This is a genomic window from Flammeovirga sp. MY04, from assembly GCF_001682195.2.
Taxonomy (GTDB): Bacteria; Bacteroidota; Bacteroidia; order Cytophagales; family Flammeovirgaceae; genus Flammeovirga; species Flammeovirga yaeyamensis.
Window position 1 is genome coordinate 2,107,943 of sequence record NZ_CP003561.2, and the last position, 24,694, is coordinate 2,132,636.

Annotated in this window: 12 protein-coding genes; 7 read left to right on the forward strand and 5 right to left on the reverse strand. The window is 37.8% G+C overall.

The genetic code is table 11. The features are described 5' to 3' along the window. Window positions 1-54: 54 nt before the first annotated feature. From MY04_RS27480 to MY04_RS27500, 5 genes are all read left to right on the forward strand, one after another. On the forward strand, window positions 55-855 hold the full coding sequence (locus MY04_RS27480) for an SdiA-regulated domain-containing protein (RefSeq protein ID WP_084006183.1): 801 nt from the start codon (window positions 55-57) through the stop codon (window positions 853-855). 20 nt (window positions 856-875) lie between these two features. Next, window positions 876-4,487, forward strand: a complete 3,612-nt coding sequence (locus MY04_RS27485) for a BamA/TamA family outer membrane protein (protein ID WP_084006184.1) — start codon at window positions 876-878, stop codon at window positions 4,485-4,487. A 3-nt stretch (window positions 4,488-4,490) separates the two neighbouring features. Further along, complete coding sequence (locus MY04_RS27490) at window positions 4,491-5,669, forward strand: Pycsar system effector family protein (protein WP_066216506.1); 1,179 nt, start codon at window positions 4,491-4,493, stop codon at window positions 5,667-5,669. A 3-nt stretch (window positions 5,670-5,672) separates the two neighbouring features. Then, complete coding sequence (locus tag MY04_RS27495) at window positions 5,673-6,773, forward strand: adenylate/guanylate cyclase domain-containing protein (protein WP_066216509.1); 1,101 nt, start codon at window positions 5,673-5,675, stop codon at window positions 6,771-6,773. A 441-nt stretch (window positions 6,774-7,214) separates the two neighbouring features. Further along, window positions 7,215-7,727: a hypothetical protein gene (locus tag MY04_RS27500; RefSeq protein WP_066216512.1), complete on the forward strand. Its 513-nt coding sequence runs from the start codon at window positions 7,215-7,217 to the stop codon at window positions 7,725-7,727. A 47-nt stretch (window positions 7,728-7,774) separates the two neighbouring features. On the opposite strand, the gene MY04_RS27505 is transcribed toward MY04_RS27500, so the two are convergent. The 5 genes from MY04_RS27505 to MY04_RS27525 all read right to left on the reverse strand — a co-directional run bounded on the left by MY04_RS27505 (window position 7,775) and on the right by MY04_RS27525 (window position 23,174). Further along, on the reverse strand, window positions 7,775-9,508 hold the full coding sequence (locus MY04_RS27505; protein WP_066216514.1) for a hypothetical protein: 1,734 nt from the start codon (window positions 9,506-9,508) through the stop codon (window positions 7,775-7,777). 134 nt (window positions 9,509-9,642) lie between these two features. Then, a complete protein-coding gene (locus tag MY04_RS27510) occupies window positions 9,643-17,214 on the reverse strand; it encodes a S8 family serine peptidase (protein ID WP_066216516.1) in 7,572 nt (2,523 codons plus the stop codon). Window positions 17,215-17,225: 11 nt separating this feature from the next. After that, window positions 17,226-18,659 carry an FISUMP domain-containing protein gene (locus MY04_RS27515; protein WP_066216519.1) on the reverse strand — a complete coding sequence of 478 codons (1,434 nt, stop codon included), beginning with the start codon at window positions 18,657-18,659 and terminating at the stop codon, window positions 17,226-17,228. Further along, window positions 18,659-20,071, reverse strand: a complete 1,413-nt coding sequence (locus MY04_RS27520) for a RagB/SusD family nutrient uptake outer membrane protein (RefSeq protein ID WP_158297958.1) — start codon at window positions 20,069-20,071, stop codon at window positions 18,659-18,661. Before MY04_RS27520 ends, MY04_RS27515 begins: the two co-directional genes overlap by 1 nt. A 13-nt stretch (window positions 20,072-20,084) precedes the next feature. After that, on the reverse strand, window positions 20,085-23,174 hold the full coding sequence (locus tag MY04_RS27525) for a SusC/RagA family TonB-linked outer membrane protein (RefSeq protein WP_066216525.1): 3,090 nt from the start codon (window positions 23,172-23,174) through the stop codon (window positions 20,085-20,087). 383 nt (window positions 23,175-23,557) lie between these two features. Here MY04_RS27525 and parS point away from each other — a divergent pair, with 383 nt between their 5' ends. Together parS and MY04_RS27535 are read left to right on the forward strand one after the other, a co-directional pair. After that, window positions 23,558-24,055 carry a type II RES/Xre toxin-antitoxin system antitoxin gene (gene parS / locus MY04_RS27530; protein WP_066216528.1) on the forward strand — a complete coding sequence of 166 codons (498 nt, stop codon included), beginning with the start codon at window positions 23,558-23,560 and terminating at the stop codon, window positions 24,053-24,055. Between the two features lie 70 nt (window positions 24,056-24,125). Next, window positions 24,126-24,671 (forward strand): hypothetical protein, encoded by a 546-nt coding sequence (locus tag MY04_RS27535; protein ID WP_158297959.1) that lies wholly within the window; start codon window positions 24,126-24,128, stop codon window positions 24,669-24,671. Window positions 24,672-24,694 lie beyond the last annotated feature (23 nt).

Sequence of the window (24,694 nt, forward strand, 5' to 3'; positions counted from 1 at the left end):
TTAGTATTGATTACTTCAAACTGTTCTAATTTGTTTTAAAGTTGCTTTAATCATATGAAAATAGCTAAGCATTTGTCTATCATCTTTCTAATGACGATCTGTGCAAGTTTTATTTCTTGTGCTCAAAATACGGATACATCCTTTTTTACATCACCTCAGAAAAAATGGATATTACCCTCTAAATTAGATGAAATTTCGGGTTTAACTTGGTACGATAAAAATACTATTGCCTGTGTGAATGACGAGAAAGGAAATATTTATTTCTATAACATAGAAGAAAAAGAAGTCACAAATAAAATAAACTTTGGCAAAGATGGCGACTATGAAGGAATCACTTATGAGAAGCCTTTTTTCTATGTCATCAATAGTAAAGGAAAATTATACATTATCAATGAAAAGACAGAAGAGGTAGAAAAAGTTCAACTCCCTTTTACCTCAGAAAATGATGTCGAAGGATTATGTATGTTTGATAAAAAGCACCTACTCGTTGCTTTAAAAGGTAAAGGAGGATTAAATGGCAAAAAAGCTGATTATAAAGGAATTTATAAAGTTGAGATCGCTCAACCTGATAATATCAAGTTAGCTTATACTTTACCAAAAGGGCTAAGAGTGAGTCCTTCTGGCATTTATTTCGATAAAAAACATAAAGAAGTGTATATACTTTCTCATCGTTCTTCACAACTCTTTTTATTAGATAGTGAAAGTGGCAATATCAAAGAGACTTTTGCATTGCCTAAAAAAATACACGCACAGCCTGAAGGAATTTGTCTCTCTAATGATGGACGTATCTTCATCTCTAATGAAAGAGGAAGCCAATACAACGCAAAACTCTATCAATTTCAATTCAACCGCTAATTTTCAAAAAAGTAAATAACATGAATAAACTATTTACTAGTTTTATTTTTTGGTGCATACCTCTTATAGGTTTCTCACAACAACATAAGATTTACTTAATGGGTGATGCTGGGGTAACCCACAAAGACGACCCAACGTTAATCCATTTTTTAAAACAAATCGATCTAAACGATAGCAATAGTACTGTTATCTATCTTGGGGACAATATCTATCCACATGGTTTGGTACCCGTGGGTGATAAACTTAGAAGCGAATCTGAAGAAATTTTAAATGCTCAACTGCTTCCACTAAAAAACTTTAAAGGAAATACCTTTATTATACCAGGTAACCATGATTACAATAGAGGAAGAAAAAATGGTCTGCAACGATTACACGAACAAGAAAAATATGTAAGACAACTGATGGGCGATTCTACATTCGTTCCATTTAACGGTTGCCCTGATCCTGTAGAAATTCCACTTGCTGATGATATCACTTTATTACTATTAGATACGCAGTGGTTGCTTTTTGAGTATCAAGACAACCAAGATATTTTTGGATGTGACTATAAGAATACCGACGAGTTTTTGATAGGTTTAGAGGATATCATATCAAGAAATAAGAATAAAAAACTTGTGGTGGCAGGACATCATCCAATACATTCATATGGAGAACATGGTGGTCATTTTACTGCTAAAGATCACATCTTCCCCCTAACTTCATTTGCTCATTGGGCCTATGTTCCCCTGCCTGTGATTGGAAGTATATATCCATTCGCAAGAAAAAGAGGGATAAGCCGACAAGATATTCCCAACAAGAACTATCAGAAAATTGTGGTGGGCATGGAGAGTATTTTTAAAAAGCATCAAAATGTGGTTTATGTAAGTGGACATGAACACGCTTTAGAATTGATCGAAAAAGAAGGGACACATTATATCGTTTCTGGTTCAGGGTCAAAAACTTCACCTGTCTATCAAGGTAAATATGCCAAGTTTGCACAATCTACTAAAGGTTTTGCGACCTTAATATACGACGACGATTCCACTAAAATTTCATTTTATGGTGATCAGCAAGAACTGTTTCATTATGGCTTTTATCAAAAGATTGAAGACGAAGAAATTGTAGTGAACGATAAAGCACTTCCAGATACAGTGGTGATGGCAGCCAGTAAACGTTACAAAGCAAGTGCATCATTAAAAAAATGGATGGGTGAAAATTACAGGACAGAATGGGAAACTCCTGTGAAGATGCCTGTATTTGATCTATCAAAGATGAAGGGTGGGCTGAAGATTGTCCAGAAAGGAGGTGGTATGGCGACCTTATCTTTCCGTTTAGAAGATAAAAATGGAAATCAGTATACCCTAAGATCAATTGATAAAAACCCGGAGAAAGCAATCCCACAGGAATTGAAGGAAACGGTGGCTAAAACGGTGGTTCAAGATCAAATTTCGGCGGCTCACCCTTACTCGCCTTTAACGGTTCCGACCATGGCGGATGCGATCAATATATACCATTGTAACCCTCAGGTTTTTTATGTGGAAGATGATCCTCAATTTGGTATTTACCAGGAATTAGCGGCTAACAAAGTATTTATGTTTGAGGAACGTCCATCCAAAAACGAAGGAAAAATTGAGAGTTTCGGCAATTCCAAAAAGATTTATAGCACTATAAAAACGGTACAAAAACTTAGAGAGGATAACGACAACTATGTCGATTATAAATTTACACTAAGAAACCGTTTGTTCGATATGCTTATCGGCGATTGGGACCGTCATGATGATCAATGGAGATGGGCTTCATTTAAAAATGAATATGGAGAAAAGATGTTTCGTCCGATTCCAAGGGATAGAGATCAGGTATTCTTTGTGAACGAAGGAAGGATCCCTAACATTGCTTCCCATCGTTGGGTCTTGCCTAAATTCGAAGGTTTCGACGAAGAATTGAACTGGGCTCCTGGCTTTAATTTCAATGCTCGTTATTTTGATAGATACTTTCTAGCACAAGCCAATTGGTCGGATTGGGAAGAGGATGTAAAATACATCCAAGAACACCTTACTGACGATGTTTTTGAACAAGCTTTACAACATATCCCAACTGAGGTAAATAGTAAAAATGAAGAGATTATAAGTATTCTTAAAGCACGTAGAGCACAGCTTCCTGACATTGCCAAAGAATATTACGCACATATATCAAAAAGAGTTTCTGTACTAGGAAGCGATAAATCGGAGTTATTCGAAGTGAACTACTTAGAGGGTGGAAAAACTAGAGTAACCGTAAAAAAGATCAGTAAGAAAGGGAACATCAAACAGACGTTATTTGATAGAACTTTTGATCATGAGATTACCAAAGAAATTCGTATTTATGGATTAAGTGGGGACGATCAGTTTACCTTCAAAGGCGATCATCATGGTAAAATAAAAATACGTGTTATTGGCGGGGACGATAAAGATCAATATTCTGATATTGCGAAAAAAGGTGCTTCTAGAAAGGTAAAAGTTTATGATAAAAAATCGGAAACAGAAATTGCAAAAAAAGGCAGCTTTAAAAATAAGCTTTCTGATAAAGTCAATGTAAATGAATACAACAGAGAAGACTTCAAATTCAACTCTCTCTTGCCTATGCTTTATGGTGGGTTTATTCCTGATGATGGTGTAATGCTTGGTGGTGGATTTATCTTCACGAAATATGGGTTTAGAAAATCGCCTTACTCACAAAAACACACATTATACGGAGCAATCTCAACCAATGTAGCCGCCTTTAAATTAAAATATAAAGGTCAATTTGTGGATGTTGTCGGTGGACAGGATGTAGTGATAAACGCAGAATTAAGAGCTCCTCGAAACTCCAATTATTATGGATTAGGGAATGAATCTGAATTCAATAAAGAAGTGGGGAACAATTATTACCGTTTCTTCTATACAAGACACATTATTGAGCCAGGACTTTTGATAGATTTTTCTAAATCTGTAAAATTAAATTATGGTGCATCTTACCGATATTACCGAGTAAGTAGAACAGATTATTTAGAAAATAGATACTTTTTACAATCCGGAGATCCTTTAACTTTTGAAGATCCTTATGGAGATCAGAATTATTTGGGTGGACAATTTACCTTTACAGTAGACAAACGAGATAATTCTGCGGTGCCGAAAAATGGAGTTTATGTGGAACTAAATGGTAATGCTTCCAAAAATATGAACAATGATGCCCTCAACTATGTTAATATAGGTGGAGAAATTGAGTTGTTTAAGACCTTCAAATTACCAACTGATTTTACTATTGGGTATAAACTAGAAGCGAATCACCTCTTTGGAGAATATCATTTTCTTACCTCAAATAGATTGGGCGGAAATAAGAGCTTGAGAGGCTACAGAAGGGATCGTTTTTACGGAAGAAGCTCATTATTAAATAGTTTTGATGCAAGATTAGATATATTTAACTTCAAAAATAGTATTTTGCCTATGACTGTTGGTATTCTTGGATTTTACGACATCGGTCGAGTTTGGTTAGATGGAGAAAGTTCGGATACTTGGCACGAAGGATATGGAGGTGGTGTCTACTTGGTTCCTATTGATAAAGTTGCTTTAAGTGGAATTGCAGGTGGATCCAAAGATGGTTTACAAATTTACTTGAACATCGGTTTTAGTTTTTAGAAAATGAACACTATAAATACAGATTTGCTACTTGATGTTGAAAAGTATGCAAAGGAAAATATAACAGATCTACAGTTTCATAATTTAGAGCATACACAAAATGTAGTGAATGCTGTAAGAGAAATTGCTATGGCAGAGAATGTTGATGAAGATCAAATTATTCTACTTGAGATAGCAGCTTGGTTTCATGATACGGGTTACACATGTAGTGATTGCAGTAACCATGAAATTAAAGGGGTGGATATCGCAAAAGATTATTTAAAAGATAAAGTAAGTCCGGAAGAATTAGATACCATATCTAACTGTATTATGGCCACGAGGATTCCTCAAACTCCACGTAATTTATTAGAACAAATTATGTGTGATGCCGACTTATCTCATTTGGGGACATCAAGTTTTGAGGAGTATTCCGAAGCCCTACGTAAAGAACGTTCTGAGGTCGCTGAACAAGGACAAATTACAGAGTCTCAGTGGCTCGTAATGAACCTTCATTTTCTAGCTGAGCATCGTTACTTTACCAATTATGCTAGGGAGCATTTTCAACCTAAAAAGGTAGAAAACATCAATAAAATAAAAAGTAATATGTCGGCCTTAATGGACGATGCTAGTCAGGAAAAAGAGAAGAAAAAGGATAAAAAGAAAAAGAAAGAACCAAAGAAGCCTGCTGAATTTAAACCCAGGCGAGATATAGAAACTCTACATAGAGTTTTGGCCAGAAACCAATTGGGTTTAAGTTCTATTGCCGATAGAAAAGCAAGTATTCTTCTTTCTATCAACTCCATTATTACATCATTTACTATCGGTTATTTATTTAGAAAAATTGAAGAGTTACCTCAATTATTAATTCCTTCAACTATTCTAGCGATTACTGGTTTAGTATCGGTAATTTTGGCTGTTTTAGCCACAAGACCAAATGTGAGTAATAACACTAAAAAGAAACGCGACCTAAATCTGCTCTTCTTTGGCGACTTTGTAGAGCTTAATCTTAATGATTATCAGTCGATGCTAAAAGATAAGACCAAAGACCCTCAAATGATTTACGATTTGATGGCAAAAGACTCTTATTATCTTGGCAATGTATTGGATAAAAAATACAGGAAAGTTCGATTAGCATTTAACTTCTTTATGTTTGGTATCACAGTTTCTGTGTTATCGTTCATCATCACTTTCGCGACTCTATAAATAATGAAATTCATTCGTAACCATTATCTCTTAAATAAATATATTACAGGCGTTTCTATATCGTATGTAGCATGGTATTCGCTTAATGCATTATACCTTTTTATACGTCATGATGCCCTTTCTCAATACAGTGAATTATTAAACTATGAATCGATTCACTATGAGCTAAACTTTGCACTCTTCGCTAATGGTTTTATCTCCATATTCCTAAGTATTTTCTCTTGGAACTTCTATTATTTCTTAGATAGAAGAGGCCGAATGGGTACTACCAAAAGAATTATTATTGCAATCCTTTTGGTCAGTATTGTTACTCCATCTTTCTTATTCTTAACAAGGATGGCAGGTACAATGGTTTTCCCTGATGGTATCCCCTACTTCAATAATTTTACAGAAGGAGGGTTCCTTGTTTATATTTTCTATGTTTTAATGAGTACCGTTCTAATCAATTCCCTTTTCCAATTAAAGGATATACTTGGCCCAGAACTATTCAGTACAGTTATTCAGGGGAATTACTATGTGCCTAAGGAAGAGGAAAGGATATTTATGTTCTTGGATTTAAATAATTCCACTACCATTGCAGAATGTTTAGGGCACTTAAATTACAGTCATTTTATATCCGATTGTTATACAACAATGACTGATGCGATAGATCAAAATAAAGCCTCAGTTTATCAATATGTAGGTGATGAAATTGTGCTTACTTGGCCGATTAAGAAAGGAATTAAGAAGAACAGGTGTATTCAAATACTATTTGATATCCAAAATTCATTTGAAGAGAGAAGAGAATATTTTACTAAGCAATTTGGTTCTTTTCCTGAATTTAAAGCAGGTGTTCATTCTGGTAAAGTTGCCGCTACTCAAATTGGAGTGATCAAAAGAGAAATGGCCTACCATGGAGATGTAGTTAATTCGACTGCCCGCCTACAAGAGATGTGCAAAGAACTAGGAGTGAATTATCTTATCTCTAAAGATTTGGCTGATCAGCTAGATTATCAATTTATAGAATTAGGTGAGGTTCAACCTCGTGGAAAATATCAAAAAATAAAAGTGTTTGGGTTGGAAAACCCTAGTGTTTATGCACCTGTTTTGCAGAAGATGGTTTAGAAATAACTTGTACATCTATTAACAAACAAAGCCTGTGATATAATTATAAAATCACAGGCTTTTTAATTAACTAAAAATGAACCAACTACATTGTTAGTAATAACAAATATTTATTAATTTCATTTTTTTTATAAAACAAGGTAGGGTATCAATCTACTTGATTGTATTAATAGTACAATTCATTATTAAAGCAACAATTATTAAAAATATTAATACTTCGTTCATTCATTTAACTTGATTATATAGTTGCAATAGAGATCTAATTATTAGCCCTAGATCAATAACCCAGACTTGTTGCATCGCTTAATTTATAACTATCAAAAATTATCAATAATAAAATATAAATCTAATTCTAAAGCCAGCCTTTTAAGGTTGGCTTTTTTTATTTTATGAATATATTTGGGTATTACATTTTTTATTGTGCCATTTTTTAAAATAATCATGAAAACTATTATCCTTTTTCTAATCCTCTTTTCCCATCAAATAATAGCCCAAAATAGTTTACAAACTGAAGTGACGGACATAGAGAATAAAATTAATAATTGTTCATCAAAGGTTATCCGAGATCAACTTGGTGGCGATTGTTATATTCAGTCATTTCTTTACAAATTAAATGATATTGATGTGGTTAAAATGATGATTGATTGTGGTGATCATAAAAATCAAATCACCTATTTTGTTGCTGATAAACAAGGAAAAGTAATAAAGAAAATTGACTTAATAAATACTCCAGATTTTATCAGAGGGTATGATGTTTCTAACACTCTTTTTGATGTTTTAAAAAAAATAAAAGTTGATCTTGAAGATAAAGCTGACGATTTGAATACGCTATTAATATCAAGGGATTTAATTTTGATACCATCGGAATTAAATGATTCAGAGATACTCGAAATCCAAAAAGAATTTGATATAGAATTAGGATTAAAGACAACAAAAAAGGAGCGCCTAAAATAGATGCTCCTTTCTAACATATTACTTTCTTTTTTTAATTTACTATATGATTACTCCACACAAGGAGTAATAGTACTATTATCCACGACTGTGTAATCGCTTACACCTTCTAACCTTTCGTTGAATATAATGTCACCGTACATTTGAAGACCTTCGTTTTTCTTAGTAATCATGTCAGCAAATGCACACCAATTTCCATAAGGATTGTCCACCGTTTCTACATACACTGTAAAACCACTCCATCCTAAGTAAGCTACTTTTTCAAAACCAACCATCGTGTTCATCAAACGAAGTGGACTCCACTGACCGCCAAGTTCAACACTAGAAGTTACTTGCTCAACATTCTTGAAGAATTCGAATGTATTCAACTTCACACCCACATCTGTAAGAATTACTGTCGATACTGAAGTGGCCATATTGAATGCTGTAATATCGATCTCTGCACTTGGGTCATCATAATTATAAATACCCCAAATTGTTACATTGTTGGCCGACTCTAAAGCGTTGAATGCATTGAAATGATTTAAGAAATTCATATTCTCAATCGTAATGCTGCTGTACTCTCCAACAGAAGTTAGAGCATTAAAAGCATCAATCGTTTTCATCTCTGAGTTACTTGAGATATAAATACCTCCACCTACGGTTTCTAATTTACCGAAGGTGACCAAGTGCTCGATACCAGTGCTTTCTCCACCGAATCCGATACCGAATCCGCCACCACCAGAGTTATTAACCACTTGTAGATCATTCGCCACATACGTCAACTCATCCATTTCTAAAACAGATAATTTAGCATTACCTGAGATCGTTAAACTACCATCGACCATATCTAAAGCAGGGAACGCTAAAGTGGCTGTTTCTTTTAAGGCGTTCAATACAAAATCACCGTTTACTTGAGTTAATGAAGTAAGTACAACAGCATCTTGTCCGATAGACTCTAAAGTCATGTCATCATTAGCGACAACTAAACCACTCAAATCAAATGTTGTGATTACTGATCTTGAGAAATAACCCCCAAACTCATCCATTCCTTCGTGTAAACCGTTAACATGTACTTCCTCGTTTACATAAGCCAAGCTTGGTAATTCAACCGTCTCCAATGATGTATTTCCAGAGATCATCAATTCACCACCTACCGATTTCAAGTTCTCCATAACCAATGAAGTAATCGACATTTGGTCTTTCACCATCAATGATGCACCAATATTTTCTACATCCCAGTCGATAGCAGTTACCTCACCTACATGAACATTTCCACCAACGAAAACTACGTTTTGTAAAGCTTCCACCACATCATCGCTATTCAAGTAAACATCACCTGAGATAATTGCATAGTTACCTTCTCCAAAAGCAGTAAGATCTTCTGAAGTAGCGATATTACCCCACCATACTTCAGCCTCACCTTTCATCATATCTTCTATAGCTGTAATCATATCACTGTTACCAGATACTTTGTTCTGAAGTGCTTCTAATTCAGCTAATATTCTTTCAATTTCAGCTTCGTTCTCCGGCGCCGTTTTACTCAGTGCATCAATGAGTACTTGCATCGCTTCTAAGTCTGCTGCTACTGCATCTAAAGATGCGTTGGCCCCCTCTAAAGAGATAATTCGGTCTAAAATAGCTTGTAATGATTCTTCCAATGAAGCTGCTTGCTCTGAACCATTACCATCCAAACGGTTTTCGATGTTTTCTACTCTTTCCGTTAGTTGGTCTAAATCTGCTGTATCAGTACAAGCTGTCATTAATGAAGCTGCCAATACTGACATTAAGATTTGCTTTTTCATAATAAGTAAAGTTTAAAAATGAATAGAATTAAAAAATGATGTGATTATGCCTCTTTGGGACGTTGCTTGGTCTGTAGGGACGTTGCAGTGCAACGTCCGTACGAATAGGAATACAACGTCCCAAGAGTACATATTTATTCTTTTATAATCTTGATTGCCTCAGTCGGATAACTATCCACAAACACCTTGTAGATGTACATTCCTTTCCTCAGTGCATTCAAGTCTGTGCTTATTTGATGTTCACCCGAAGGCAAGTAATCTTTGTACACTTCTTTGACTTTCTGTCCTTGGATATTGAACAACTGAATTTCTACCTCAGAAGCTTGTGGTAATCTCATTTGCAGATGACTCATGCTTGTGGTCGGGTTAGGATATACCTTCATCGTCAATTGCTCTGTGCCGTCGATGCTGTTGATCGACCCTTCCACAATCACATAGATAAATTCGTAACTGAAACCGCCATTGAAATCGTCGGCTCCATAGGCCAATACAGCGACTCCTTCTTCTTTTGGAATGATGATCGCCTCATCATCACCATAAGCTACTTCTACGATATCAGGATGGAAGTTCTGAACGAAATAACCCAATACATCCTCGTCCAAATCGGTAATGTTATTTGGCAATGAGATCATTTTCAGATCACCTCTCGAAGCGTTCATATACAACTCGCTAAAAGGAGTCACAATTGGTGCTCTATTGACATTATTCACACCCAAAATCAGAGAATGAGTCGAGTTACCGCCCCATTCGTCCTCGACATTGACTTCGACTTCGTAATCTCCTTGATGCTCGAAAGTCGGTTCGATAATTAACTGAGCGATGCTATCATTTACATGCTTTACTTCGATAAAATCGATGGCAGAATCCACAGAGAAACGTAAGGCCGATTTTTCGAAATCACTTGCCATGATGTTGAACACTTTGCTATCGTTTTCATCCACAAATATCTTCCCGAATTGATCTGGAGTATAGGTGAATTCTGGTGCCACATTACCTTTAATCAAGAAGTTGACATCCTCGTAATTGACCATTGGATCGTTCGATCTGAAACGTACCGTAGCCAAGTGATTTCCAGTTCTCAGCGAATCGAAATCAATATTGGTGTTGATGACTTCGTTGTCGCCAGCTGCAACTGTTCCTGAATAAGTATCCATTGTGAACCAACCCGTTAAAGCAGTTGCCGATAAAGCTCTCGTTTTCCAGATTCTTGGTTGATCAGGATCGTAACCCCAGAAGTCGCCACCGTCAAAACTTGTTAGCTGACTGTCGAAATCAAAGTCTTTAGAGTAATCCAAATCGAAACCAACTTTAAAGTATCCTGGAGGGTGATGCACCACAATCCAATACTCTTCGTTCGGGTCCATGTATACTGGGTTTTCGAAAGGAAGCAAGATCCATTTTTCACCCGAAGTAAATTCCTGAGTGAAGTTTTCCATCGCAACACGCTCACCTTCCACAGGGTCGGCTCCTCCTTTTACAATCTCAATTCTCACTGTAAACACTCCATTATTGATATAGTCGACATTCGATCGAACGTGAGTAATCAAGAAGCCTGCTTCAGGTGCTTTATGTTTCGAAGCTACCGATGTCGGCATACCTCCTAGCGAAGCCCAGTACCCTTGTGCTTTATTGGTATTGTTGTAGTAATCGTACAATAAGGAATCGGCAAAAGTGATGTCCTCACTATGTTCCACTTTCTGCCCCTCAGTAAGTCTGTAAATCACTTCCGCTTGGTAGTTTAAAGGACTATTCCCATTATTCACCACAGAAATCTGATGCTGCATTGTTTCCTGATCAGTCACCTCAATTGTCACATCTTCAGTAGGAATATGTAATACTGGAGGATCGATCATGACCGCTTTCACCATCGTAGAATATTCTCTACCATTTACTTCCCAATTGATGACCTCGTTGACATCAGTTAGTGTTTCTGCCGCATAGGCAACATACAACGTATCCTCACTTTGTGGAGCAACAATAATATCATCGTATATCTGACCAGTTCCACTCGTAAATATTTTCTTTCCATCGGCATATTGCACCTCTAGGCCGTTATCATCATCATATAGAATTTTATCTAATTGATAGGATTTCGTTCCTATATTTTTCAGGATGATGGGTTGAACGAAAACTTCTTCTTCGATATAGAATAAAGTATCAAAGTTCACCATCTCCGCAATCTCAGGTGATGCTTCCCCGTAGACATCAATTTCTAGAGGCAGGAAGCTTACCGAGTCTTCGAACATACTATTTGATACCACCCAAAGTGTATCTTCATAATGACCATCGAAAACCATAGATCCAGCCAATTGAATAGTGAATTCTTCTCTTGCATTTGGTCTCACAAACCCTTTGGCAGGAGGGGTAATTAAGATTCTTCTGTGGTCATCAAATTCTTGACCGTAAACCGCTTCCCAATCCACTTCGTTTCTACCTAAATCAATCACAAAACGCTCGTCAGGAGATTCGATACCAAAGTTGAATTCACCATTATACGTATCCACATCATCGTATAAGAATTCGATTTGTCCATTCTTGTGAAGGATGGCTTGGAAAGTAGCTGCACCTCCAACTACTTCACCTTGCTGATGCACCATCATGTGCCATTCGAATACCGCTTTGTCATCGAATGCTTGATAATACAACCCGCTTTCTGCGACCACTTTATTTAGGGTAAACAATGCCCAATGAGGAGCGATTAGCCCTTTTTGTAAATCGTCTTTTACAAACAACGGATGCGTATTATTCGTGCTTAATTCTGGAGGAACAATAGAAATATAACCGTGCTCGTTCATCCACGCACTATCGTATTCCTCTCCATAGAACCAGAACTTAAACGGTAACTTTACGCCTTGGTAAGCATCCGAAGAAACATGAATTCTGTTCTCTTCTTTCACGATACTTTCGTAAGAATAACCAAGGTAAGCCGATGGATCGTCTTGCGTATCGGTCACACCATAATCGAACGATAAAGTATCTGCAGATTCTCTTGTGTAATCTTCCAAACCAAGAACACTCAAAATGTTCTTTGGAAGGATAGAGTACCACAAGTTCTGATCGTTGGAATTGTTCTCGATCTCAAAAGCCATTTCTTTGATTTCGCCCGCATTTAGTTCAATATGCACCGGGGCATTATCAAACGCTAAGCGAGGACTTTCTAAAGAGAACCCTTTGATGTCAACTTGTAATTCTTCACCATTGGATAACGTAATTGTCGCCACATCATCTTTAGTTACTTTCGTCAAAGGAGCGAAGCTAAAGAAGAACTTATTTTCCGATTGAGGAGCAACCCAATAAGGCAATTCGATGTCAGAAAGAATGTATTCCGGAAGGTCGACTTGAGTAATTTCAACTCCTTTGCTACCTGCATTATCAACTGATAATTCCAGTGATAACGTATCGTTTACAGTCACCGCTTCGAAGTTCAATTCATCAACATTTAGCGTAACGTCTTCTTCACCAATCACCGTTAAATTCACCTCCACTTCTTGATACGGATCCGTACCATTGTTGAAAATAAATAGCTTATTTAAGTGATCTCCATCCGTAAGATTAAAGTCCAGATGATTGACAGTTAGTTTAATGTCTGTCGATTCTCCTTTCAATAAAGTACCTTCTTTTGGAGTGACCATTTTTACAAACGGCTTGTCCTCATGACGTTCGTAACGGATCACGAAATCGTCTTTTAGTGGAGAAACATAACCGTCGGCTACATTGTCTTGTGCTCTTGCTTGGAAAGTGATACCGTAGTCCTCTTCGATATTTTGAATACCGATTAGACCTTTATCATAGAAATTCGACGTCTCGATGTCTTTGTATCGGAACTCAATCGTACCATCTGCAAAAAGTACAGCTTGAATCGTCATCTCACCTTCTCGGTTATTTTGTATCACTTTATGATATTGAACGATAAAGCGATCGCCCTTACTTTCGTAGTAAATCTCACCACGCTTCACTCCCGTTTGGAAGTTTCTGATAGGATCGAAACCATGCCACATTAAGGCGATACCTCCTTCGGCTTTATTCGCCATCGGGAAGCTAAAATCAGCGTTAGTCGTCCATAACTGACCAAAACTCATTACCCCTTCTGCATTGATATTGATTTTATCGAAAACGCCATCGAAGTAAGGGAAATCAAAGCCCATTTCAATCCCATAAGCCGTAGCGTAAGCCAATGTAATATGACTGATCGGTGTACCTGTTGTAGAGATATCTTCGAATGCCCCTGCCATAGGTCCATTTAAGTCGTCGGAGGTGATTTCTGTATAAATGGAAGTCACTCTTCTTGGCGACTCAATCTCGTCTATTGGATAATGTCCCTCAGAGAATAACTCTCTGATATCGTTTTGGTTGCCTTCGTATTTATCATATAAATCTGATGGAATACGATAGGTTAAAGGATAGTCGCCAGTGTTTTCTAAAGTGAAACTTAACTCTACTTCATCCTCGTCTTCATAATTCACCGTGGTGTTTAAATTGACATTCTTTACGGTAGCAATCGCAGGTGATGATGCTTGCGCAGTCACTAACAATTTAACATCACCTATGTTGGTGTTTAAAGTGATGTAGCCCTGATGCATTCCCAAAGATTGTGGGGTATAATTCACAGCTAAATTGACCTCCTCACGAGCATAAATGAATAAGGTATCCTCATCATTTTTAATCAGCTCTAAACCATCAATGTCTGATGTGTAATCGTAGATTTCCAAGTTACCATAGCCATTGTTTGCCACGTGTAATTCGTTGTACTGCTCAACACCAACAAAGCTTTGGTCTAAGTGATAAATATCTTCAACATCTAAGTAAGGTGTCTGACCTTTTACTGTTACATCTACAAATACACTGGCTGCAGGATAATTCGGATCGTTGGTGTATAAACCTACCACACTTTTATGCAAACCATTGATTAATCCCGATGGATCAATTTTTAAAGAAGGTGTTTCGTCTTTGTGTGGTCCAACTTCTCCTTCGTGAGGATCCATGTACACCCAAGCACCATCGTTACCCGTGCTTAATGCTCTAACTTTTAGGTAGTAATACAGCCAAACTGCTCTGTATTGTGCGTTCTCGAATGTTCTACCTGAGTTTCTAGATACCCAATACACATCTCCTGGATAAGTCCCCGATAGGTTGCAAGTAATAGGGAAAGGATCGTTGGTGGGGTGGTGCATGACTACCCAGAATACCTCGTCGTTTTCGAAACGGAAGTTTCTTGTTAAAGGTATTTCGATCCAGCCTAAAGTGGAGTCGCGTACATAGAAATCTTGAGTGTGAATGGTCTCCGCATAGGTAGGACCTTCAATACCACCTTTACGGATTTCTACCACAATCGGCTCTTCTGTGTTTACTGTATTGACAAATGCTGCGACATGGGTAAGGTTAAAGGTAAGTCCTCTGTTAATTTCGAATACAGTCGCGTGAGAGAAGCCCATAATTTCTGGAGCATCTACTCCTAATGCATTTCCAGGCCACTCGTCCCAATCGTATTGAAGTCCAGATCTGTACTCTCCAATTTGCTTTAAAGTATCAAAAGAAGGATGTCTTTCTAATGGTACTTCTCCGATATTGGCCATTACGCCTTGGTTGTTTGGAGAAGCATAAGCAGGTTCTTTATTGGTATCGGGTTGATGTAAAGTGATGGTAGGCATGCCATCTGCATCAAATGCTATTTTAGCACCTGAGTCCTCGACATAGTTTTGCGAAAACAAGTATTCATCTAACGATTCTTCTGGAATATATCCGAAGTTCTTCGCATAAGCCGACCATTTCAAAATACCCCCTTTTGTATTTTTAATGATGATATTTTCAGTCAGCATCTCTTGTTGTTGAACATCAATTTCTAAGATGATAGAATCTTGTTCCAAGACCAATCGAGGAGCTTCACCTGTAGTAATCTTCAAGATATTTGATCTATCCGATTCATTTCCCCATTTATCGACTGCTTTAACTATGAAGTAGAAATCTTGCTTCTCTCTTGTATTGCCAATCGTTAAACGGAACGTCTCTCCGGCATTAACACTACTTTCGAAAACATAAGGAGAAATTGATTCGTAGTTGTCTTCTGTAAGTTCTAGCTGACTAAACCAAACGTAAAAAGCATTCGGTTGCTCATCGTCGGCATCGTAAGGAACTTTCCATGTAACATCGAAAGAATCGTGGTAAACGTTCTCTGCTTTGATCACCGGAGTTTCCGGCTTCTGATCGGAGTTAACGGATAATGCATTTACGGCATTCAACATTCCTCGACCTACCAAACCGTTCCAATATTCGTGCATGTCATCATCAAAAGGTTGAGAGAAATCGATGATTCTTTGCTTTAAATCTTCTGGAGTAAAATCTTCACCTCCGAATTCTGAAAGTACCAAGGCGGCCACACCAGAAACGTGAGGACAAGCCATAGAAGTACCTTGCATAAATGCATATTGATTCCCTGGTACAGTACTTAAAACACCTTCATATTGCACATTAAAAAGTGATCCACCCGGTGCTAAAATGTCAACATGTGTACCGTGAGTGGTATATTCTGTAGGGTTGTTGGAAGCATCTGAAGCGGCCACTGTATATACTTTTTCGTACATGCCCGGCCAGATTTCTTGATTGTACCCCGTGTTACCAGCAGAGAAAAATACAATACCTCCTTTCATTGGAGAGCCTTCGTATTGACCAGCTTCTTCGATAAAGTAATCGATCGCATCCAACACTTCTTGCTCGTAGTAACCAGTAGAAGTATAAGACCAAGAGTTTTGAGCGATGACCGCTCCATTATCGGCTGCATAGACAAATGCATTGGCTACACCTGTTGAGGAACCCGATTGCAAGAAAATCTGACAAGACATTAATCTCGCTCCAGAACCTTCGGTACCATCTCCGCCAGCTACACCACCAACACCAATACCATTGTTGTTGGTCGCTGCTACTGTTCCACCAACATGAGAACCGTGATCTGTTGCCGATACATTACCACCCGCCACAAAGTTGTATCCGTTAATATCGTCTACATAACCGTTTTGATCATCATCTACTCCGGGTTCGCCATTGGCCTCTGCTTCGTTGACCCACATAGCATCTTTCAAATCGTCGTGAGCCACGTCCATACCGCCATCAATAATGGCAACAATCACATCGCTTGATCCAGTTGTTTTTTCCCAAGCTTTAAATAAATCGATGTCTGCATCAGCTTCTCCGATAATATCACCGTAGTTCTCGTAATGCCATTGATCTTTCAAGAAAGGATCATCAAATGGATATGAATTCTGAACTCTTTGGTTAGAACTTGGGGTATAAGGTATGAATTCTGCTGGCTCGATATACGATTTTTTGTACACCGGCTTAGCAATCTCCACCCCATCCAAAATTTGATAACTTTCTACCATATGCGCAGGAGAACGGACCTCGTCGAAGGAGATTTCGTACCAAAGGTGTAATCCGTGTGCCCTATGTTTCGCCTCATTTTTTAGAGAGAAAGGGAAAACTCTTTTGAACCCATCAATTTGCTGAGAGGTATTGAATGCATCGATTTGAGTAACTCCCGTAAGATCCACTCTTGTATCCTGATCGGGGGTATCGATGGTTCTAAAGTTCCTCACCATACTTGGGGAGAACTTTACTCTAATCTTCCCCGGTACTACTTCTGGCGTCTGACCAAAAGCAGTACTTCCTATACATAGGAAAAGGGAAAGAATAATTAAATTATATATCTTTTTCATTGGGATTTCGATTAGTTTTGAACGTCTCTAATGTATCGTACAGATAAAGCGTAATGCGGAATAAATATTCCAATACCTACTAGAGACCCTTCATTAATTTGGAAGGCCTGAGGGAAGCTGTTTTCAATCGTCTGATCTTCTGGAAGCTTCACCCAATAACGTCCCATCATTTCCATATCGCCAAACTGAGGTTGATTACGGTAGCTAGGCATTTCGAAGTAACCTGAATACGTTAATTCGATACCACTCTTTCCTCCCGCTCTTAGGTGATCACCCGCAAAGTTTTGTCCATCGAATTGCTCGACTAAATCCCACCACTCTTCGTAAGTCGGTAAACGCCAGCCTTCTGGAGCTAGTAATTCTGATGCTGTGTAAGAGTATAATTTGCCATGAATTCTGCGGTCTTCATCAGAAGATACTACATGACCCGTATGGTTTTCTGCTTCGGCAGCCTGACCATAATACCAAGCAGCAATGCCCACATACTCATCCAAATCGTAATTCTGAGCCATCCATTCAACATCACCTATTTGAACCGTTTTGTATTCTTTGTTATCACGAGGATCTGTCCAAGTGTGGTGCAAGCCGCCAAACGATAATTTGACGGTATCGCGTTTCACCTCATTATCATACATCACTTTCCATTCTAATGTATACAGTTCGTTTCTCTCTCCTTGGAACAAAGAATTGGGTAAGTGATTCGTCACCACGTTTCCTCCATTTCCTTCCAAGATTGTCCACTCCCCTGTGGCTCCTTCTTGAAGATGACCTTCTAAAGTAAAAAAGTATGGGGCTTCTCTCGTAACGATACCCAATTGATCCTCTCCAGCAGAAGCATACAATGTATCGAAAGTGATTTCCAATTGTTTACTCACTTGAGTTCCTCCATACTGATGTGTCCACTGTACCGTGTAAGAACGTTCAGGCAATCCAGTAAAAGAGGCTATATGATGATGTACATCAGAGAAACTGCCCGAAGTAGAATCTTCTCCCACTAAAGACCATGTTCCTTGTGCACCGTATAAAGCTGAATCGGCTTCGAAATGAATAGTAAAACTATCTTTCACCGTATCGGGCAATACATTGTAGATATTCACCTCCATGGGTTGGAAACTGATGTCCATCCAATCGGTAGAATACATATCACCTTCTCGTACCTCCCATTCCAGAGTGTACAACTGTCCAGGTTCGCCTCGGAAGATAGTCTCTGAAAGATGGATGTCATCAATGATGCCACCTTCTCCTCTTACTACCTTCCAAGTCCCTGTCTGACCGTCCTCTAATGTATTCGCAGCAATAGTGGTCAGATAGCCCTCAGTTACCAATTCAAGTTGATCTATCCCAGCATTAGGCGAAAGTGAGGGGATGCTTTCGTCTCTGCTGCAATGTGTAAAGGCAATCATGCAGCATATAGCAAACATGACCGTATATATTAATTTTACCATTAGTATCCGTTGTTTTGATGTTCGTCAGAAATCTTGGTGTTGGCATCAATTTCTCCTTGTGGAATTGGGAAAGTGAAACGGTAGTAATCTGCATCCGATGGACTGATATTCCATTTCGACCAATGCTGTCCTTCTCTCACAAAAGTTTCTTGTCGCCTTTTGATATCGAACCATCTAAATCCTTCTCCAAACAGTTCTCTACGGCGTTCTTCTAAAATCACTTTGATCAGTTCTTCACCAGTTTCTGTTGGTTTAGCTGCACCTCCGTTGGCACGTTGCATAATTGTATACACTGCATCTTGTGCAGCGGTGTCGTTGCCTAATTCTGCTTCTGCCTCTGCCAATATCAAATGCATTTCTGAAGCTCTGATTTTGATCATGTGTGCGTTACCTAAAGCTTCATTGTGACCAAATTTTACGACCAAGTAATTGTCTGCATCAATGGGCTCATAGAAATCGAAATAACTCTTTCTGATATCACCATCATCAAACTTATTGATGAAGTTTTCATCGGCTCTAATGGATGAATAACCGTATTGAGGCCAATAAAACGAAGGCAATGAAAGGTATATGTTGTTATCCGTACGGGTATAATCCAAGTAGAAGATCGCCTCCGGGTTGTTGCTGAATAACATGAATCCACCCCACATTTCCTCCACTGTCATCAAAGGCATATCTTTCATTGCCTTTTCTGCATATTCTTTGGCTTTATCCCATTGATTAAGGATGCTGTAAGTTCTCGCCAATAATGCCTGTGCACCTTTTTGATCCAACATTCCTTTGTACTCACTCACACCCATGTTTGATTCGGCATACAATAAATCTTCGACGATTTGATTGTATACTTCTTGAGTAGTAGCACGACCTAAATCTTCGTCTTCTGCCTCTGCCGGGGCTGTGGCTAAGATGACGCCCATTCCGTTGGGGTCAGTTGTATAGTTCTTAGCATACATCTGAATCAGGTTCAGGTAACAATACGCTCTTAAGGCTTTGGCTTGTGCTACTAAAGTCTCAATTGCTGCTGTATCTCCAACGTTAATATTAGGTGCATTAGCGATGATCATGTTACAATCGTAGATCACTTTATATCCCACTGCCCAAGGATTCGATGTCCATTGGTAAGTCGATAAAACATTCATTTGATATACAGTAACAAACCATCCCCAGTTGTTATCAGAATTGATCATTAAGTCTTCTCCCATCACATCGCTCATGATCTGTACATACAAACCATCGAAGTAAGGAGAACTTAGCTGATCGTAGGCACCTACCAACGTGGCTTGAGCATTTTCTACCGATTCGAAAGCGACATCAGGAGATACTTGCGTAGAAGGTTGGTACTCTAGAAAATCGGAACATGATGTAACTGTCAACATCATACCGACAAGTGAATTTATAATATATTTTTTCATGAATGATGCTGTTTTATAGTCCAAAATTGAAGCCTACTGAATACGTTGCTACACCTGGAATATTGTCGTTGGTAGAACCTGATAATGCTTGTTCTGGATCGAATCCTTTGTAGTTAGAAAGTGTCCATAAGTTCTCCCCAGAGAAGTACACTCTTAAGCTAGAAATATGGATTTTCTGACAAGCTGATTGAGGAAGATTGTACCCCAAATTCACATTCTTAAGACGTAGGTAATTGCCTTTCTCTAGGAAACGAGTGGAGGCCAAATGACCGTTGTCTTCATTGTTGACAATGTATCTTGGAATGTCTGTATATTTGTTATCAGGAGTCCAAGAATTCTTTGCTTCGTCTGCTAGGTTATAGCCAGGATTGGCACCATCATGCATGTTTTTTGCGTAATCGTAGTTGTAGATTTTACCGCCTAAGCTGTAGTACAATAGGAAAGAGAAATCGAAGTTTTTATACTTGAAAGTGTTGCTTAAACCACCGTATAAAGTTGGTAGTGCCGAACCGTTTACTGTTCTGTAAGCATCTTCGTATTCGCTTGTTACTTTACGACCCGATCCATGAGGATCATCAAATGCTGTTTCTGGCATTTCTGCTTGTTCATCGTGGGTGTTGTTCACATTCACAAACCACATTGGTTCGCCTGTATCCGGATTTACCCCTGCCCATTCTCTCAAGTAGAAACTGTACCAGCTTAATCCTTCTTTCAATAAATAATTACCACTTATCAGTTGGTCTGCACCAATGTTTTTAATCTCCGATTCGATGTTCGTTAAGTTGAAATCTGTCGTCCAAGAGAAGTTCTTCTTCACGATGTTTTCAGTATGAAGAGTGATTTCAACTCCTTTATTGACCATATGTCCGATGTTTGTCAAAACAGATCCAAATCCTTTTGAGTAAGAAATTGGTTGGGCATATAGAAGTCCATCAGAGTCTTTGATGAAGTACTCCCCAGAAAGTTGAATTCTATTGAATATCGAAAAGTCTACACCAATATTTGCCAACGTCATTTTCTCCCATTGTAAGTTAGGATTTGCCAATTGAACTGGCGTCATACCTGGGCGATCACCGTAGTTGCTCCCTAATGAATAAAGTGCTAGATAATTGCCATCACCTATTTTATCATTACCTGTAAGACCGTAACTACCTCTTAGTTTCAACTCGTTGATCCAAGATGCATTGCTCAAGAAATTTTCTTGTCCGACTCTCCAAGAAGCACCCAACGATGGGAAAACACCGAATTTATTGTTTTCGCCAAAACGAGAACTTCCATCTGAACGAACTGAAGCGTTTAAGTAATACTTAGAAGCAAAGTCGTAAGAGAATTGAGAGAAGAACGATAACAAACTACGGTTGCTTGTATAAGAAGTAGCTTGTTCTGGCTTGGCGCCAATACCCAAATGAGGATTGCCTCCAATACCAAAATCTGTAGACTCCGCATATAAACCATCGGCTTTAACGTAGTAGGTTTCTTGTCCACCCATTAACGTAATATGATGCTTTCCATACGTATTATCCCAAGTCAGAACATTTGACCAGTTTAAGGCCATGCTTTGATCGTGAGATTTTGATCCCCTGCCGTTTACTCCAGAACCATTACCATGCTCAGGGTTGTAATAAACCACCGAATTAGACGAATTATAGTTCATCGAACCAGTGGTTTTGAAGTTTAGGTGTTTGTTAAAGTCAAACAATAAGTATAGGCTTGAGGAGATATTATTTCCTTTTGTATTGTAAATGTCTTTTTCGATTAATCCGATAGGATTGAAATCTAAAACCGCTGTATTGTACCAGTTGTAATCTCCATCTTCAGTGTAGATAGGAGTTGTTGGATTGATGATCTCTACAGCACGTACCGGGTTGGCACCTGCCGTACCATTTGGTTGTGCATTCTGATTATAGAAACTTAGTGTGTTGTTTGTTCCAACTTTCAGCCAAGAGTTAATTTGATGATCCAAATTGATACGACCAGAAATACGGTTGAAATCCGTTCCTTTAACATGACCTAACTGATCGAAATACCCTAAAGAAAGGAAGTAGTTGGTTTTCTCTGTAGAATGAGAGAAACCGATGTTGTAATTTTCTACTCTTCCCGTTTGGTACAAAGCATTTCTCCAATCGGTATCTTGAATGATTTTAGCACCTGCAGCAACATTGCCATTATAATCAAATGGTTGATCCATATTATAAGGGTTCCAACCAGAAATAGCTTCTACATTTTCGTGTGCATAAGCTGCCGATTCGTTTTGTGTTTTTCCGTGTAAGTAAAACTGATTATTGAATAAGCCATTCCAAGTTTGTTGGTAATAATCGGCCGAGTTCATCAGTTTCACTCCATTATTCATTAGTGAGGTCACCCCAACTTGTGCATCAACCGTCAGTCTAGAATGTTCTTTTTGCTTTCCTCCTTTTGTTGTGACGATAATTACACCGTTGGCCGCTCTAGAACCATAAAGTGAGGCAGAAACCGCATCTTTTAAAACCGTCATCGATTCGATATCGTTGGGGTTTAACGTTCCAATACCATCGTAGGGTACACCATCAATAACATAAAGGGGAGAAGAACTTGCACTCATCGAACCGACACCACGAATACGCACTGTTGGTCCCGATCCTGGCTGTCCAGAACTTGAAGTTACTTGCACGCCTGATGTTGCTCCTTGTAAAGCACTTGCAGCGGAAGAAACAGGTCTTGTGGCTAGAGATTCTCCGGCAATTGTTTCCGCAGCACCTGTAAATGCTTTTTTGTCTGAAGTTCCGTAAGCCACAACAAGCACTTCGTCGAGTTGTTCAGAATCGCTATTCAGTACTACTTCAATATTGGTCTGATTACCGACTGTAACCAATTTGTCTTCCATTCCAATGAAAGAAAAGTGAAGTTGATCTTCAGGTCCATTTACCATAATGGTAAACTGCCCTTCGAAGTTGGTAGTTGTTCCTGTAGTTGTCCCTTCTATCCAAATACTCACACCAGGAAGGAGTTCGTTAGAAGTCGCATCTTTGACTATACCTTTTACCACTACTTCTTGTGCGTAGGTAGTGGAATAAGAAAAAGTAGTAATCAACAAGAACACAATGAAAAAATTGAATTTGTTCATGTGTCAGAAAGATCGATTAATATTTGATTTTGAATTGGTAAACATCAAGGTTTTCACACCTTTGATACGGCAATGATATGGGTTGTGAAAAATTTTAACTAAACAATTGGTAACATTGTTGTCTTATTTCGTATGAATCGTGTATCAGATTATTTGGTCCGCGTATCAAATCGTCTAACTATTTGATAATAAAATAGTAATGAATCGTTTTAAGGAGGTATTTAAGAAGTGAAAAATTGTTGGGGGTGTGGTGTTTTTAACTTTTGATGTCAAGTGGAAGGTGAGTTGGGGAGATTGTTTTTTGGTTTTGTTGAATAATATCAATTACATAAATTGAGCAGATGATAATTCAAATTAAACTATATTGTTGAAAAATTGCTTCTATGGGAATAGATATCAAAAAAGAAAAATTTGATATAAAAAAGAGTATCAAACGTGCAAGGGCTATAAGAAACAAAAAAGTTTTATGGACAATTCGAATTCGAGATAAGGAATATTCTTGGTCAAATAAAATTGAGAGAGTAGCACTTATAAGAGATCGCCTGCCTTATGAAGCAATCGAATTATTAAGCACCCGAACTGAACTTTCCATTAAAGAAGTTCTTTCTATCTTCGAACTATCTCAAATTACTTATAATAAAAGGAAAAGAGAAAATGGATTATTAAATGGTCGGGACAGTGAAGTGGTACTTTTATTAACCGAGTTACTGGATTTTGGAATAGAGGTTTTCAACAATGAAGAAGCAAAGTTTAATAGATGGCTCAAAAAAGCAAATTATTCTTTAGGAGGGATGAAACCTATAACTTTATTTGATACCGTTACGGGTATTCAAGAAGTAAGAAATATTTTGAATAGAGTTGAATATGGAAACATGGCATAAGAAACTAGCTTACAAAGCTCAAAAGATATTCGTAAGTTTATAATAACTGAACTGATTAAAGAAATTAGAAATGAAAAACTACATAATACTACTCGCTTTTATGTTCCTCTCCTGCAACCAACAATCACAAAATACAACTATTGAGTTTGGTACAAACTACACAAATAATCTTCAAGTAATAGATATCGATTCGACCAATAATTATTATACTTTAATTGAAACAATAAATAAAATCCTATGTGAAGGCAACAGTTATGAGATACAATTATTATTACATTCTGATAGCATTAACTACGAAGTAAACCTGATCAATCCATGTCCTTGGGATGATGTTGATGTGAAATCAAGAAACGCTATTATTGTCAAAAATGATTCTATTTCTAAGTATAAAATTGGAACATATAAGATGGATAGTTTAAATAGCTTATTGATCAAGGATTTCTATAATAATGCTATCGATAAAAGGTATTGTGAATTCCCTTCTAAGTCTATAATTATTTTTTATCAAATGAAAGACTTACCTGTGAAAGAAGTAAAAGAAAGAATAATTGATGTGCTAAAAAGGTATCAAGAGACGGGAATAGGAAATGAAAAATTTAAATTGTGGTTGAGGTGAAATTGAAATAATTAATAACATTT

Excerpts from the sequence above, each read along its gene's own strand:
- MY04_RS27480 (WP_084006183.1), top strand. The coding sequence starts at position 55 with ATGAAAATAGCTAAGCATTTGTCTATCATCTTTCTAATGACGATCTGT.
- MY04_RS27485 (WP_084006184.1), top strand. The coding sequence starts at position 876 with ATGAATAAACTATTTACTAGTTTTATTTTTTGGTGCATACCTCTTATA.
- MY04_RS27490 (WP_066216506.1), top strand. The coding sequence starts at position 4,491 with ATGAACACTATAAATACAGATTTGCTACTTGATGTTGAAAAGTATGCA.
- MY04_RS27495 (WP_066216509.1), top strand. The coding sequence starts at position 5,673 with ATGAAATTCATTCGTAACCATTATCTCTTAAATAAATATATTACAGGC.
- MY04_RS27500 (WP_066216512.1), top strand. The coding sequence starts at position 7,215 with ATGAAAACTATTATCCTTTTTCTAATCCTCTTTTCCCATCAAATAATA.
- MY04_RS27505 (WP_066216514.1), bottom strand. The coding sequence starts at position 9,508 with ATGAAAAAGCAAATCTTAATGTCAGTATTGGCAGCTTCATTAATGACA.
- MY04_RS27510 (WP_066216516.1), bottom strand. The coding sequence starts at position 17,214 with ATGAAAAAGATATATAATTTAATTATTCTTTCCCTTTTCCTATGTATA.
- MY04_RS27515 (WP_066216519.1), bottom strand. The coding sequence starts at position 18,659 with ATGGTAAAATTAATATATACGGTCATGTTTGCTATATGCTGCATGATT.
- MY04_RS27520 (WP_158297958.1), bottom strand. The coding sequence starts at position 20,071 with ATGAAAAAATATATTATAAATTCACTTGTCGGTATGATGTTGACAGTT.
- MY04_RS27525 (WP_066216525.1), bottom strand. The coding sequence starts at position 23,174 with ATGAACAAATTCAATTTTTTCATTGTGTTCTTGTTGATTACTACTTTT.
- parS (WP_066216528.1), top strand. The coding sequence starts at position 23,558 with ATGGGAATAGATATCAAAAAAGAAAAATTTGATATAAAAAAGAGTATC.
- MY04_RS27535 (WP_158297959.1), top strand. The coding sequence starts at position 24,126 with ATGAAAAACTACATAATACTACTCGCTTTTATGTTCCTCTCCTGCAAC.